Source organism: Streptomyces sp. NPDC039423, from assembly GCF_055598725.1.
Window position 1 is genome coordinate 358,280 of the sequence record NZ_JBVKAH010000002.1, and the last position, 13,749, is coordinate 372,028.

Sequence of the window (13,749 nt, forward strand, 5' to 3'; positions counted from 1 at the left end):
GCGGAGCCGTTCGGTCACACGGGGATCAGTACGACGATCCCGAGGCGCCCAGGGAGCCCGTGGGGTGCCAGACCGTCTTGGTCTCCAGGAACGCGGTCAGGCGGTGCGTGCCCGGGTCGGCCGTGAAGTCCTCGCCGTCCGCGCCCCCGGGGCGCAGCACGCGCTTGAGGTTGTCCGCGGCGGCGATCTCCAGCTCGCGGGCCAGCTCGGCTCCGGCGCCCGTCAGGTCGATGGCGTTGACGTCCTGGTGCGCGGCGAGCGGGGCGGCGATCTCGGCCGCCCGGCCGGACAGGACGTTGACGACGCCGCCCGGCAGGTCGGAGGTGGCCAGCACCTCGCCCAGGGACAGCGCCGGCAGCGGGGCCTTCTCGGAGGCGATGACGACCGCCGTGTTGCCGGTGGCGATCACCGGGGCGACGACGGACACCAGGCCCAGGAAGGACGACTCCCGCGGGGCGACGACCGCGACGACGCCGGTCGGCTCCGGGGTCGACAGGTTGAAGTACGGGCCCGCCACCGGGTTCGCCCCGCCCACGATCTGGCCGATCTTGTCCGTCCAGCCCGCGTACCAGACCCAGCGGTCCACGGCCGCCTCGACGACCTCGGCCGCCTTGGACTTGGACAGCCCCTCGGCGTGCGCCACCTCGTGCACGAACTGGCTCTTGCGGCCCTCCAGCATCTCGGCGACGCGGTACAGGACCTGTCCGCGGTTGTACGCCGTGGCGCCCGACCAGCCGCCGAACGCCTTGCGCGCCGCCACGACCGCGTCCCGCGCGTCCTTGCGGGAGGAGAGCGGCGCGTTGGCCAGCCACTTGCCCTTGTGGTCCTGCACTTCGTACACCCGGCCGCTCTCGCTGCGGGGGAACTTGCCCCCGACGTACAGCTTGTAGGTCTTGAGCACGCTCAGTCGGGAAGACTCAGACATCGAGGTACGCCTCCAGGCCGTGGCGGCCGCCCTCGCGGCCGAAGCCCGACTCCTTGTAGCCGCCGAAGGGCGAGGTCGGGTCGAACTTGTTGAACGTGTTGGCCCACACCACACCCGCGCGGAGCTTGTTCGCCACCGCCAGGATGCGGGAGCCCTTCTCCGTCCAGATACCGGCGGACAGACCGTACTGGCTGTTGTTGGCCTTGGCGACGGCCTCGTCGGGGGTACGGAAGGTCAGCACCGACAGGACCGGGCCGAAGATCTCGTCGCGGGCGATGGTGTGCGCCTGGGTGACGTTGGTGAACAGCGTCGGGGCGAACCAGAAGCCGGACGACGGCAGCTCGCAGGCGGGGGACCAGCGCTCGGCGCCCTCGGCCTCGCCGGTCTCGGCGAGCGCCTTGATCCGGGCCAGCTGCTCGGCGGAGTTGATCGCGCCGATGTCGGTGTTCTTGTCCAGCGGGTCGCCGAGGCGCAGCGTCGACAGCCGGCGCTTGAGGGCGTCCAGCAGCTCGTCCTGGATCGACTCCTGGACCAGCAGCCGGGAGCCCGCGCAGCAGACCTGGCCCTGGTTGAAGAAGATGCCGGTGACGATGCCCTCGACGGCCTGGTCGATGGGCGCGTCGTCGAAGACGATGTTGGCGCCCTTGCCGCCCAGCTCCAGGGTGACCTTCTTCTGCGTGCCCGCCACCTGGCGGGCGATGGCCTTGCCGACCGCGGTGGAGCCGGTGAAGGCCACCTTGTTCACGTCCGGGTGCTCGACGAGCGCGGCGCCGGCGTCCCCGTAGCCCGGGAGGATGTTCACGACACCCTTGGGCAGGCCCGCCTGGCGGCAGATGTCCGCGAAGAACAGGGCGGACAGCGGGGTGGTCTCGGCGGGCTTGAGGACCACCGTGTTGCCGGTGGCGAGGGCCGGGGCGATCTTCCACGCGAGCATCAGCAGCGGGAAGTTCCACGGGATGACCTGGCCGGCCACGCCCAGCGGGCGCGGGTTCGCGCCGTAGCCGGCGTGGTCGAGCTTGTCGGCCCAGCCCGCGTAGTAGAAGAAGTGCGCGGCGACCAGCGGGAGGTCCGCGTCGCGGGTCTCCTTGATCGGCTTGCCGTTGTCCAGGGTCTCCAGGACGGCCAGCTCGCGGCTGCGCTCCTGGATGATCCGGGCGATGCGGAAGAGGTACTTGGCGCGCTCGGCGCCCGGCAGCGCCGACCACTTCTCGAACGCCTTGCGGGCGGCCTTCACGGCCCGGTCCACGTCCTCGGCACCCGCCTGGGCGACCTCGGAGAGCACCTCCTCGGAGGCGGGGGAGATGGTCTTGAAGACCTTGCCGTCCGCGGCCTCGGTGAACTCGCCGTCGATGAACAGGCCGTAGGACGGCGCGATGTCGACGACCGAGCGGGACTCGGGGGCGGGTGCGTACTCGAACTTGGTCATGGTGATCAGTCCACCGTCACGTAGTCGGGACCGGAGTAACGTCCGGTGGCCAGCTTCTGACGCTGCATGAGCAGGTCGTTGAGCAGGCTCGACGCGCCGAACCGGAACCAGTGGTTGTCCAGCCAGTCCTCGCCTGCGGTCTCGTTGACCAGGACCAGGAACTTGATGGCGTCCTTGGTGGTCCGGATGCCGCCCGCGGGCTTCACCCCGACCTGTACCCCGGTCTGGGCGCGGAAGTCGCGCACCGCCTCCAGCATCAGGAGGGTGTTCGCGGGGGTGGCGTTGACGCCGACCTTGCCGGTCGAGGTCTTGATGAAGTCCGCGCCCGCGATCATGCCGAGCCAGGAGGCGCGGCGGATGTTGTCGTACGTGGAGAGCTCGCCGGTCTCGAAGATGACCTTCAGGCGGGCGTCGCCCGAGGCCTCCCTGACGGCCACGATCTCCTCGTACACCTTCAGGTAGTCGCCCGCGAGGAAGGCCCCGCGGTCGATCACCATGTCGATCTCGTCCGCCCCGGCGGCGACGGCGTCGCGGGTGTCCGCGAGCTTGACGTCGAGGGCGGCGCGGCCGGCCGGGAAGGCGGTCGCCACGGAGGCGACCTTCACGTCCGACCCCGCGAGGGCGGCCTTGGCGGTGGCCACCATGTCGGGGTAGACGCACACCGCCGCGGTACGCGGGGTGGTGCGGTCGGTCGGGTCGGGGTTGACGGCCTTGGCGGCGAGCGCCCGGACCTTGCCCGGGGTGTCCGCGCCTTCGAGCGTCGTCAGGTCGATCATCGAGATGGCCAGGTCGATGGCGTACGCCTTGGCCGTCGTCTTGATCGAACGGGTACCGAGAGACGCGGCGCGCGCTTCGAGGCCGACGGCGTCGACGCCGGGCAGCCCGTGGAGGAAGCGGCGCAGCGTGCTGTCGGACGCGGTCACGTCGGCGAATGCAGATGCGGTGGGCATGGTCACCACTGGAGCATATCTACGCGCGTAGCGTCCTGTACAGCCCCGCGCCGGAGGTCTGTGCGAAAGCCCAGGTGGTCACGGGTGGGTGAGCCCTGTCACGTGCCTGTGACATGGAGCGAACGGCTCCCGCACACAAGATCCATAACTTTGTTCGTGCAGCCCGCCAGTCCTCACCGGCCCCGCCGAACGAGCAGGCGGCATGCGGCTCTTCCTCCTCATTCACCCCCTTCACCGCGTCACGGAGTCGTCATGCGTTTCGCCCTTCGCACCGCCATCACCACCGCCGTCCTGGCCGGTGCCGCGCTCGGCTCCGTGGCCACGGCCACCGCCGCCCCCGCCCCCGCCGAGGACACCCGGCCGGCCACGGCCGGCGCCCCGCAGCCCGTCGCCGCGAAGCCCGCCGCCCCGCAGCCCGTCGCCGCGAAGCCCGCCGCCCCGCAGCCCGGCGCCAAGCCCGCCGCTCCGCAGCCGGTGGAGCCGGCGGGCGCCGGGACCGGGGCGGACGCCGCCGGGTCCGGCGCTCCGGCGGCCGGGACGGACCCGGCCGGGAGCACCGGGCGCGAGCAGGTCGGCACCGTCGCGCTCGTCGAGGGCATGTCCGCGCGGGTCTACCGCGAGGACGGCGCGCTGAAGGCCGACGTCCTGAAGGACGGCCGGACGCTGTTCACCCTGAAGGCGGGCGAGAAGCGGACCTACAACCGCGTCGAGGTCCTCCTGAAGGCGGACGGCCGGGTGATCCCCCGCCAGGTCGACGAGGACATGGGGGAGCTGATCCGCACGGGCACCCTCCACAACGGCTCGTACCTCAAGGTCTACCGGGTCGGCCCGGGCCACCACCGCGCCGACACCTTCGTCGACGGCACCTCGGTCGGGGTCCTGGACGCCGACGGCCGCTCGGTGGCCGGCCAGAACGACACCCAGTACCTCGTCCTCGACGCCGACGGCTCGACGTACGACTGGCTCGGGCACGAGAACGTCGTCACGGCCGCCCGGCCCGGTGTCTACGAACTGCCCGGCGGACAGCTCATCAAGATCACCAAGGCGGCCGGGCGGTACGCGGTCTCCGCGTGCGACAAGGGCGGCTGCCCCAAGGGCGTCGTGTTCACCGACGGGACCGGCCGGGCCGTCCTGCACGCGGGCTCGGCGGTCGTCGTCCTCGACCGCGACGGCACCTTCTCCCACTACCTCGTCGGCGCCTCCGCCCAGGGCAAGGCCGTGTACGTCGGTGCCGACGTCCCCGGCACGACGACCACCACCGGCGGCACCGGCACCGGCACGGACGAGGCCGGGGACGGGAAGACGGGCGCCGGCGCCACGCCCGCCGCCGCCACCACCGCGCCCGGCACCACCTCCCAGACGTCCGTCGTGCCCCTGGGCGGTGTCGCGGCGGGCGCCGAGACGGCCGGCGACGACGGCAACGCCGTCCTCGTCGCCTCCGGAGCGGGAGCCGCCGCGCTCTTCGCCGCCGGCCTGGGCTTCGTCGCCCTGCGCCGCCGGGCCGCCGGGCGGGGCTGACCCGCGGCCCCCGCGCCGCACGCACCCCATCGACCCGAGCCATCCGCCGACGACCTCGTACGACCTGTCACCGACCCGAGCAGGCCACTGTCCATCCCCGAGGCGGGCCGCCGCGCACACCCCACGCGGCGGCCCGCCGCACCCGTTCCCAGGAGCCCCCCGTGAGACACCGGCTCGCCGCCGTCCTCCTCGGCCTGACCGTCCCGGCCGCGCTCGCCGGCTGCGGCGCCGGGGCGGACGGCCCCGCGGCCACCCCGTCCGCCCCCTCCGCGCCGCCCGCCCACGTCCGGCCCGCGACCGCGCCCCCGGGGGCCGCAGCCGCCCCGATGCCCCGGTCCGAGCCGGTCCGGGTCGAGGTCCCCGCCGCGGGCGTCGACACCGGGCCCGTACTGCGCCTGGGCCTCGCCGCCGACGGCACCGTCGAGGTGCCCTCCGTCGCCCAGGCGGACAGGATCGGCTGGTACGACAAGGGCGTCACGCCCGGCGAGACCGGTCCGGCCGTGCTGATCGGCCACTTCGACACCGCCGAGGGCCCGGCCGTGCTCAAGGACGTCGCCAGGATCCGCACCGGCGACACGATCACCGTCCGGCGAGCCGACGGCACCACCGCCGTGTTCCGTGTGACGGAACTGGAGCAGGTGGACAAGGAGGCCTTCCCGACGCGGAAGGTCTACGGCGACACCGACCGCCCCGAACTGCGGCTGATCACCTGCGGCGGGGAGCTCGTGGACGGCCACCGGCCGGACAACATCATCGTGTACGCCGATCTGGTCGTGTGACGCCCCGGGCCGTGAGGCAGAATCGGCCGCATGACGACCCCCCAGCCGACCGAGTACGCCGACCGGTCCTTCCGCTCGACCATGGGGATCCTGGGCGGTCTGCTGCTGCTCGGCTTCGCCGCCTGGATCGGCGGTGACGCGCTGGCGACCGGCGAGGGCCGGGTGCGCTGGATCGCGGCCGCCGGGCTGCTGCTGGCCGTGCCGCTGATCGTCGCCTTCACCTTCCGGCCCGTGGTGTACGCCAACGACGACCGCCTGCGCGTCCGCAACCCGTTCCGGACGATCAGCGTGCCCTGGGCGGCGGTCGCGGACGTCCGCGCGGGCTATTCCAGCGAGGTCGTCACCCGGGACGGCACCGTCTACCAGCTATGGGCGGTGCCCGTCTCGCTGCGCGAGCGCAAGCGGGCCGCCAGGCGCCAGGACCGCCCCGGCACCGGGCTCGGGGGCGGCCTGCTCAGTGGCGGGCTACGGGCCGGTTCCGGCGCCGGCGACGCACCCCGCGCCGACCGGGACGGCACCGCCGGGGCGAGCGGGACGGCCCGGGCCGACGCGACCATCGCCGATCTGCGCGACCTGGCCGAGCGGTCCGCGTCGCGACCGACCGCCCAGGGCGATCCGCACGTCCGCTGGGCCTACGAGATCATCGCGCCCGCGCTCGCCGGACTGCTCCTCCTCGTGGTCGCCCTGGCCGCCTGAGCCTCACGGCGGGAGTCACGGCGGGCCTCACGGCGGGCCCGGCCACACCAGCAGCATGTAGGCGCCCAGCCACGCCGACGACAGCACCGCGGCCCCCAGTACCAGGCACGCCACGATCGCCCGGGCCCGGCCCACCGCCACGGCGAGCGGCAACAGCAGCGGGAAGCCCGGCAGCAGGAAACGGGCACGCGGGAAGTAGACCCCGCCGCTGCCCAGCACCACCACCAGCAGCGCTCCGCAGAACACCAGGAGCGGCAGCGGCTGCCGGTCCGCCACGCACAGCGCGTACAGCGCCACCGAGGCCACCAGCACCGCCGACACGGCCACCAGGAAAAGCTGGGGCGTGCGGTCGTACGCCAGCAGCTCGCGCATCTCGCGCAGCGTGCCCGCGCCGCCGTCCCAGGTGTTGCGCCACAGCCGCTGCACGGCGAAGTACCCGTCCCAGCGGCCCAGCCGGACGCCCACCCACGCCACGTACCCCAGCCAGCCCAGCGGGGCGGTCAGCGCGGCGAGGAACGGGGGCCACGCGCGCGTGCGGGCCGCCACCGCCAGCCCGGTCACCGTCACGGCGGCGGCGAGCGCGATCCCGGTCGGGCGGGTCAGTCCGGCCAGCACCGTGAGGGCGGCCGCCGCGTACCAGCGGCCGGTCAGCACCGCGTACAGCGCCCAGGCGGCGAGCGCCGTGAACAGCGACTCGGTGTACCCCATCCAGGCGACGACCCCGACCGGCGAGGCGCCCCACAGGACGGCGAGCACGGTACCGGCGCGGCGTCCGCCGAGCCGCTCGCCGACCGCGAACACGCCCCACGCGGCGGCCAGCGAGCACACCACCGCCAGGACCAGCGCCACCGAGGCGCGCGAGCCGGGCGTGACCCCGGCGACCGCCTTGACCACCCCGGGGTAGAGCGGGAAGAACGCCAGGTTGTTGGCGTCGTAGGCGGTGCCCAGGTGGTCCTGGTACCCGTGGTCGGCGATGCCCAGGTACCAGCGGGAGTCCCACGAGGTGGCGAGCGCCGGCCACACCCCGTGCCCCTTCAGGTGCGCCCACCGGGCCAGGACCAGCAGCCCGAGGAGCCGGACCGTCAGGTACCCGAGCAGCGCGGGCGCCGCGTACCGCAGTGAGCGGGCGGTCCGCGCCCGGACGCCGCCCCCCTCCGGCGGGGAGGGGGGCCGGCGCGACGCGGGGACGGTCGGGCGCGGGGTGATCACCGACGACGGCACGATGGCGCTCCAGGGGCTCGGCTTCGGTACCGGGGGTCACCCTGCTCGGTGACCCCCGGCCCCACCGGGCCCCTGCGTCAAGTGCCGTACGGGTTCCACCCGAACGGGTGCCGCCCAGGGGTGACGGGGGCGGTCAGATACCGGCCGCCGCCGCCAGGTCCCGCTTGATCGCGGCCAGGAGCTCGTCGCCCTTCGCCCGCGCTCCCGGCAGCTCGCCGGCCCCGGCGACCGGGACGACGACCTCCAGGTAGCACTTCAGCTTGGGCTCGGTGCCGCTGGGGCGGACGATGACGCGCGCCTGGAAGGCGCCGTCCAGGTGGTACCGGAGGCCGTCGGTGGGGGGCAGCCGGTCGGTGCCCTTCGTCAGGTCCTCGGCGGACGTCACCGTCAGCCCGGCGAGCGCCGCCGGCGGCTGCTCGCGCAGCCGGCGCATGGCGTTCGCGATGACGCTCAGGTCCTCCACGCGGACCGAGAGCTGGTCCGTGGCGTGCAGCCCGTGCTCCACGGCCAGGTCGTCCAGCAGGTCGGTGAGGGTGCGGCCCTCCTCCTTGAGCACCGAGGCCAGCTCGGCGACCAGCAGCGCCGCCGTGATGCCGTCCTTGTCCCGCACGCCCCCGGGGTCGACGCAGTAGCCCAGCGCCTCCTCGTAGCCGTAGGCCAGGCCCTCGACGCGGGCGATCCACTTGAAGCCGGTCAGGGTCTCCTCGTACGGCAGGCCGGCCGCCCCGGCGATGCGGCCGAGGAGGCTGGAGGACACGATCGACTCGGCGAAGGTGCCGGTCACGCCCTTGCGGACCAGGTGGGCGGCGAGCAGCGCGCCGACCTCGTCGCCGCGCAGCATCCGCCAGTCGCCCTCGTGCGGGACGGCGACGGCGCAGCGGTCGGCGTCCGGGTCGTTGGCGATGACGATGTCCGGCCGGACCTCCCGCGCCCGGGCGAACGCGAGGTCCATCGCGCCCGGCTCCTCGGGGTTGGGGAAGGCGACGGTCGGGAAGGCCGGGTCCGGCTCCGCCTGCTCCGCCACCAGCGCCGGCGCCGGGAAACCGGCCCGCTCCCAGGCCGCCAGGACGACGTCCTTGCCGACGCCGTGCATGGCCGTGTAGACGACGTTCGCGGTCCGGGGGGAGCCGGGGGACAGGACGGCGTCCGTACGCTCCAGGTAGGCCTGGAGGACCTCGTCCCCGAGCGTTTCCCAGCCGCCCTCGGCACGCGGGACGTCGTCGAGGCTCGCGATCGCCGCGATCTCGGCGGCGATGCCGGTGTCGGCGGGCGGCACGATCTGCGAACCGTCGCCCAGGTACACCTTGTAGCCGTTGTCCCGCGGCGGGTTGTGGCTCGCGGTCACCTCGACGCCGGCGACGGCACCCAGGTGCCTTATGGCGTACGCCAGGACGGGCGTCGGCAGCGGACGCGGCAGGACGGCGGCGCGGAGGCCGGCGCCGACCATGACGGCGGCGGTGTCCCGGGCGAAGTCGGCCGACTTGTAGCGGGCGTCGAAGCCGATCACGACCAGGCCGTCGGTGTGCCCCTCGGCCTTGAGGTACGCGGCCAGCCCGGCGGCGGCCCGGATGACGACGGAACGGTTCATCCGCATCGGCCCGGCGCCCAGCTCGCCGCGCAGCCCGGCCGTGCCGAACTGGAGCGTGCCGCCGAACCGGGCGGCGAGCTCGTCGAGGTCCCCGCCCTCGATGAGCGCGGCGAGCTCGTCGCGCGTCTCGGGATCCGGATCCTCGGCGAGCCACGCCTTCGCCTGCGCGATGAGGTTCTGCTGCACGGTGTCTGCCTCTCTGGATGTCTGGTCTGCGGTACGTGCCGTACCCCGGCGGGGGGCCTCCGTCCCGGTTCCCGGCCCTTTGCCGACCGGTGCCGCGTCGGGGTGCCCCGTACGGGCCTGGTCGCGGGCCCGCGCCGGTGGCGGGGGCCCCGCCACCCTCACGCCGGTGGCGGAGGCCCCGCCACCCTCACGCCGGTGGGTGCGCTGTGCGGGGCGCGGGCACGCCTCGCCCGGCGGGCGACCGGGAGGCCCGGGCCCGCCGGCGGGCCGGCGTTCGCGGGAGCGGGGCTCCCGGGGCGGGTCAGATGCGGGACAGGACCCGGGTCAGGAGCTCACCCATGCGCGCGGCGGAGTCGCGGCCCGCCTGGAGGACCTCCTCGTGGTTCAGCGGCTCGCCCGAGAGCCCCGCCGCCAGGTTGGTGACCAGGGAGATGCCGAGGACCTCCGCGCCCGCCTCACGGGCCGCGATGGCCTCCAGGACGGTCGACATGCCGACCAGGTCGCCGCCGAGGACGCGGACCATGTTGATCTCGGCCGGGGTCTCGTAGTGCGGGCCGGGGAACTGCACGTACACGCCCTCTTCGAGGGTCTCGTCGACCTCCTTGCACAGCGCGCGCAGGCGCGGCGAGTAGAGGTCGGTGAGGTCCACGAAGTTGGCGCCGACGATGGGCGAGGCGGCCGTCAGGTTGAGGTGGTCGCTGATGAGGACCGGCTGGCCGGGGCGCATGCCCTCGCGGAGGCCGCCGCAGCCGTTGGTCAGCACGACGGTCTTGCAGCCGGCGGCGACGGCGGTGCGCACACCGTGGGCGACGGCGGCGACGCCACGGCCCTCGTAGTAGTGCGTACGGCCCAGGAAGACCAGCGCGCGCTTGTCGCCGATGCTGTACGAGCGGATCTTGCCGCCGTGGCCCTCGACGGCCGGGGGCGGGAAGCCGGGCAGCTCCGTGACCGGGAACTCGGCGTCCGGGGCGCCGAGCGCGTCGACGGCCGGCGCCCAGCCGGAGCCCATCACCAGGGCGACGTCGTGGGTCTCGGCACCGGTCAGCTCGCGCAGGCGCGCGGCGGCGTCGGCGGCGGCGGCGTAGGGGTCGCCCTGGAGGTGGTCCGGGGTGGCAGTTGCGTTCACAGAGTCTCTCGCCTCGCGAAGTAACAGTCGCCCCGGACCTCGCGAGGACCGGGGGTCCGGGGGCCGGCCCCGGAAGAAAGCAGTACGCACAAGAGCGTAGCCCGAAGTTGCCTACGCGCGTAGATGACGATGCCCACGGACCTCGGATCGTTGTCTTGTCGTTTCCGACAAGACGGCTCAGCAGGGCCGCTTGCGCAGCTCCATCACGTAGTCGTGGGGCGCGCCGGCCGATTCGGCCGCGTCGGCGATCTCGCCCAGGTAGCGGGCGGACGGCAGGCCGCCCTCGTACCCGTTGAGCACGTACACCCAGGCGGGTTCCTCGCCGTCCAGGGTGTGGACCCGCACCCGCATGCGCCGGTAGATGTCGAGGCCGACACCCTCCCAGCGGTCCATGGAGTCCTCGTCCATCGGGGCGATGTCGTACAGGGCGACGAACACCTGGGAACGCGGCGCCTCCACGATGGTGGCCAGCGCGCCCTCCCAGCCCATCTGCTCGCCGCCGAACGTCAGCCGCCAGCCGTTGAGCCAGCCCGTACCGCGCAGCGGGGAATGCGGGGCGCGGCGGGTCATCAGCCGCGCGTCGAGGTTGCCGGCGTACGCGGCGTAGAGCGACATGGGATCGAGGGTACGGGAGGGCCGGGGGTGAGCGCTGTTTCCCGATGGAGGGCCCCGGCGGGAAGCCGCCCGGACCGTGCGGGACAATGGGGGGCGTACTTGCATCCCTGCCGTGACGAGAGCGCGAGGCGTGACCCCAGTGACCCGGATCGTGATCATCGGTGGCGGACCCGGCGGATACGAGGCGGCCCTGGTGGGCGCCCAGCTCGGCGCGGAGGTGACCGTCGTCGACACCGACGGCCTCGGCGGAGCGTCCGTCCTGACCGACTGCGTGCCGTCCAAGACCCTGATCGCCACGGCCGAGGTGATGACCACCTTCGACTCCTCGCACGAGGAGCTCGGCATCATCGTCGCGGACGACACCCCGCACATCGAGCAGGCCGCCCGGATCGTGGGCGTCGACCTCGGCAAGGTCAACCGACGGGTGAAGCGGCTCGCGCTCGCCCAGTCGCACGACATCACCGCGTCGGTGACCCGCGCGGGCGCGCGGGTGCTGCGCGGCCGGGGCCGGCTCGACGGCCGCCAGGCCGTGGACGGCTCCCGCCAGGTGGTCGTGACCGCCGCCGACGGCAGCGAGGAGACGCTCACCGCCGACGCCGTGCTGATCGCCACCGGCGGTCACCCGCGCGAGATCCCCGACGCCCTCCCGGACGGCGAGCGCATCCTCAACTGGACGCAGGTCTACGACCTGGACGAGCTCCCCGAGGAGCTCATCGTGGTCGGTTCGGGTGTCACCGGTGCCGAGTTCGCCGGCGCCTACCAGGCGCTGGGCTCCCGGGTCACGCTGGTCTCGTCGCGCGACCGGGTGCTGCCCGGCGAGGACCCGGACGCGGCGGCCGTGCTGGAGGACGTCTTCCGGCGCCGGGGGATGAACGTGATGGCGCGCTCGCGGGCGCAGTCCGCCAAGCGGGTGGGCGACCGGGTCGAGGTGACGCTCGCCGACGGACGGGTCATCTCCGGCACGCACTGCCTGATGGCCGTCGGCGCCATCCCGAACACCGCCGGGATGGGGCTGGAGGAGGCCGGCGTACGGCTCAAGGACTCCGGCCACATCTGGACCGACAAGGTCTCCCGCACCTCGGCGCCGGGCGTGTACGCGGCCGGTGACGTCACGGGCGTCTTCGCCCTGGCGTCGGTCGCCGCCATGCAGGGCCGCATCGCGATGTACCACTTCCTCGGGGACGCGGTCACGCCGCTGAACCTGAAGACCGTGTCGTCGAACGTCTTCACCGACCCGGAGATCGCCACGGTCGGTTACACCCAGGCGGACGTCGACGCGGGCAAGATCGACGCGCGCAGCGTGAAGCTGCCGCTGCTGCGCAACCCGCGCGCCAAGATGCAGGGCATCCGGGACGGCTTCGTCAAGATCTTCTGTCGTCCGGGCACCGGCATCGTGGTGGGCGGCTGTGTCGTCGCACCGCGCGCCAGCGAGCTCATCCACCCCATCTCGATCGCGGTCGACAACAACCTGACGGTCGAACAGATCGCAAACGCCTTCACGGTGTACCCGTCCCTGTCGGGCTCGATCGCCGAGGTGGCACGACAGTTGCACACCCGGAAGACGACCGCCGAGGCGTAGCCCGTCGCCGGGGGAGGACAACACCCGGCAACCCCCGGCAAGTCGGGACATCGATCAATCAAGGAACGTTCCCGGACGGGCCCGCCTATACCACTTGGCGGGCCCGTCTGTTCGCAACTTCGCGTAATAGGCGCATACCGCTGCAAAGAAACGGTCGCTGGCGTTACTGTCAGTTTCGTGTTCGCTGCAGAACGTCGTCAGTTGATCCTTGAAATGGTGCGTGCCAACGGGGCGGTATCGCTCCGGGAGCTCGCCCGCGTCGTCCAGACCTCCGAAGTGACCGTACGGCGTGACGTGCGGGCACTGGAGGCAGAAGGACTCCTCGACCGCCGGCACGGCGGTGCGGTGCTGCCGGGCGGTTTTACGCGAGAATCCGGCTTCCCGCAGAAATCCCATCTCGCGACCGCCGAGAAGACGGCCATCGCCGACGTGGCCGCCGGACTCGTCGACGAGGGCGAGGCCATCGTGGTCGGGGCGGGCACGACCACCCAGGAGCTGGCCCGCCGGCTGGCCCGCGTGCCCGGGCTGACCGTCGTCACCAACTCGCTGCTCGTCGCCCAGGCGCTCGCCCACGCCAACCGGGTGGAGGTCGTCATGACCGGCGGCACCCTGCGCGGCTCCAACTACGCGCTGGTGGGCAGCGGGGCCGAGCAGTCCCTCCAGGGGCTGCGCGTCTCACGGGCGTTCCTGTCCGGGAGCGGCCTCACCGCCGAGCGGGGCCTGTCCACGTCGAACATGCTCTCCGCGAGCGTCGACCGGGCGCTGGTGCAGGCGGCGGCGGAGGTCGTCGTGCTGGCCGACCACACCAAGCTCGGTACGGACACCATGTTCCAGACGGTGCCGACGGACCTGATCACCCGGCTGGTCACCGACGAGCCGCCGGTCCACGACGACCGGGCGGGCACCGAGCTCCAGGCGCTCGCGGACCAGGGCGTCCAGATCACCGTGGCCGGCCCGGCACCCGGCGCTTCCGGGACGGAGGGCGCCGCGCCGCCCGGCCGTCAGGGCCGCAGGGACGTTCCGCTGCCGGGCCAGCGGGGCGGGCGCCACCCGGGCGGACCGCAGTTGCGCAGCGCCTCCCTGGCGGACGGCCAGCCCCCGGAGCGCGGGGCGCGGGTGGCGGACCTGCGCCGCCGCTGA

The 13,749-nt window shown here is 73.6% G+C and carries 12 protein-coding genes; 5 read left to right on the forward strand and 7 right to left on the reverse strand.

Annotated elements, in window-relative coordinates; genetic code table 11:
- Positions 1 to 25: 25 nt before the first annotated feature.
- From ACZ7LK_RS07655 to deoC, 3 genes are read right to left on the reverse strand one after another with little or no spacing between them, the layout of a single operon-like run.
- Positions 26 to 925, reverse strand: a complete 900-nt coding sequence (locus ACZ7LK_RS07655; protein ID WP_392272371.1) for an aldehyde dehydrogenase family protein — start codon at positions 923 to 925, stop codon at positions 26 to 28.
- The gene (locus tag ACZ7LK_RS07660) at positions 918 to 2,351 is read right to left on the reverse strand and encodes an aldehyde dehydrogenase family protein (protein WP_392272370.1); all 1,434 of its coding nucleotides are present in this window, start codon (positions 2,349 to 2,351) and stop codon (positions 918 to 920) included. Before ACZ7LK_RS07660 ends, ACZ7LK_RS07655 begins: the two co-directional genes overlap by 8 nt.
- A gap of 5 nt (positions 2,352 to 2,356) precedes the next feature.
- Positions 2,357 to 3,301 (reverse strand): deoxyribose-phosphate aldolase, encoded by a 945-nt coding sequence (gene deoC, locus ACZ7LK_RS07665; RefSeq protein WP_392272369.1) that lies wholly within the window; start codon positions 3,299 to 3,301, stop codon positions 2,357 to 2,359.
- Between the two features lie 252 nt (positions 3,302 to 3,553).
- Between deoC and ACZ7LK_RS07670 the strand changes: the two genes are divergently transcribed.
- The 3 genes from ACZ7LK_RS07670 to ACZ7LK_RS07680 all read left to right on the forward strand — a co-directional run bounded on the left by ACZ7LK_RS07670 (position 3,554) and on the right by ACZ7LK_RS07680 (position 6,294).
- Positions 3,554 to 4,819, forward strand: coding sequence for a hypothetical protein (locus ACZ7LK_RS07670; RefSeq protein WP_471138942.1), 1,266 nt, complete (start codon positions 3,554 to 3,556; stop codon positions 4,817 to 4,819).
- 161 nt (positions 4,820 to 4,980) lie between these two features.
- On the forward strand, positions 4,981 to 5,598 hold the full coding sequence (locus tag ACZ7LK_RS07675) for a class F sortase (RefSeq protein WP_471138945.1): 618 nt from the start codon (positions 4,981 to 4,983) through the stop codon (positions 5,596 to 5,598).
- A gap of 30 nt (positions 5,599 to 5,628) precedes the next feature.
- Positions 5,629 to 6,294, forward strand: coding sequence for a PH domain-containing protein (locus ACZ7LK_RS07680; RefSeq protein ID WP_392272366.1), 666 nt, complete (start codon positions 5,629 to 5,631; stop codon positions 6,292 to 6,294).
- Between the two features lie 27 nt (positions 6,295 to 6,321).
- Here the strand turns inward: ACZ7LK_RS07680 and ACZ7LK_RS07685 are convergent, their stop codons facing one another.
- From ACZ7LK_RS07685 to ACZ7LK_RS07700, 4 genes are all read right to left on the reverse strand, one after another.
- Entirely contained in the window at positions 6,322 to 7,515 is a 1,194-nt protein-coding gene (locus ACZ7LK_RS07685; RefSeq protein ID WP_471138948.1) for a hypothetical protein, read from the reverse strand.
- Positions 7,516 to 7,648: 133 nt separating this feature from the next.
- Positions 7,649 to 9,289 (reverse strand): phospho-sugar mutase, encoded by a 1,641-nt coding sequence (locus tag ACZ7LK_RS07690; protein ID WP_392272364.1) that lies wholly within the window; start codon positions 9,287 to 9,289, stop codon positions 7,649 to 7,651.
- A 301-nt stretch (positions 9,290 to 9,590) separates the two neighbouring features.
- Positions 9,591 to 10,415: a purine-nucleoside phosphorylase gene (locus ACZ7LK_RS07695; RefSeq protein WP_392272363.1), complete on the reverse strand. Its 825-nt coding sequence runs from the start codon at positions 10,413 to 10,415 to the stop codon at positions 9,591 to 9,593.
- A gap of 177 nt (positions 10,416 to 10,592) precedes the next feature.
- The gene (locus tag ACZ7LK_RS07700; RefSeq protein ID WP_071965776.1) at positions 10,593 to 11,030 is read right to left on the reverse strand and encodes a gamma-glutamylcyclotransferase family protein; all 438 of its coding nucleotides are present in this window, start codon (positions 11,028 to 11,030) and stop codon (positions 10,593 to 10,595) included.
- Positions 11,031 to 11,169: 139 nt separating this feature from the next.
- Here ACZ7LK_RS07700 and ACZ7LK_RS07705 point away from each other — a divergent pair, with 139 nt between their 5' ends.
- Entirely contained in the window at positions 11,170 to 12,609 is a 1,440-nt protein-coding gene (locus ACZ7LK_RS07705) for an NAD(P)H-quinone dehydrogenase (protein WP_392272682.1), read from the forward strand.
- Positions 12,610 to 12,786: 177 nt separating this feature from the next.
- The gene (locus tag ACZ7LK_RS07710) at positions 12,787 to 13,749 is read left to right on the forward strand and encodes a DeoR/GlpR family DNA-binding transcription regulator (RefSeq protein ID WP_471138951.1); all 963 of its coding nucleotides are present in this window, start codon (positions 12,787 to 12,789) and stop codon (positions 13,747 to 13,749) included.

Excerpts from the sequence above, each read along its gene's own strand:
- ACZ7LK_RS07655 (WP_392272371.1), bottom strand. The coding sequence starts at position 925 with ATGTCTGAGTCTTCCCGACTGAGCGTGCTCAAGACCTACAAGCTGTAC.
- ACZ7LK_RS07660 (WP_392272370.1), bottom strand. The coding sequence starts at position 2,351 with ATGACCAAGTTCGAGTACGCACCCGCCCCCGAGTCCCGCTCGGTCGTC.
- deoC (WP_392272369.1), bottom strand. The coding sequence starts at position 3,301 with ATGCCCACCGCATCTGCATTCGCCGACGTGACCGCGTCCGACAGCACG.
- ACZ7LK_RS07670 (WP_471138942.1), top strand. The coding sequence starts at position 3,554 with ATGCGTTTCGCCCTTCGCACCGCCATCACCACCGCCGTCCTGGCCGGT.
- ACZ7LK_RS07680 (WP_392272366.1), top strand. The coding sequence starts at position 5,629 with ATGACGACCCCCCAGCCGACCGAGTACGCCGACCGGTCCTTCCGCTCG.
- ACZ7LK_RS07700 (WP_071965776.1), bottom strand. The coding sequence starts at position 11,030 with ATGTCGCTCTACGCCGCGTACGCCGGCAACCTCGACGCGCGGCTGATG.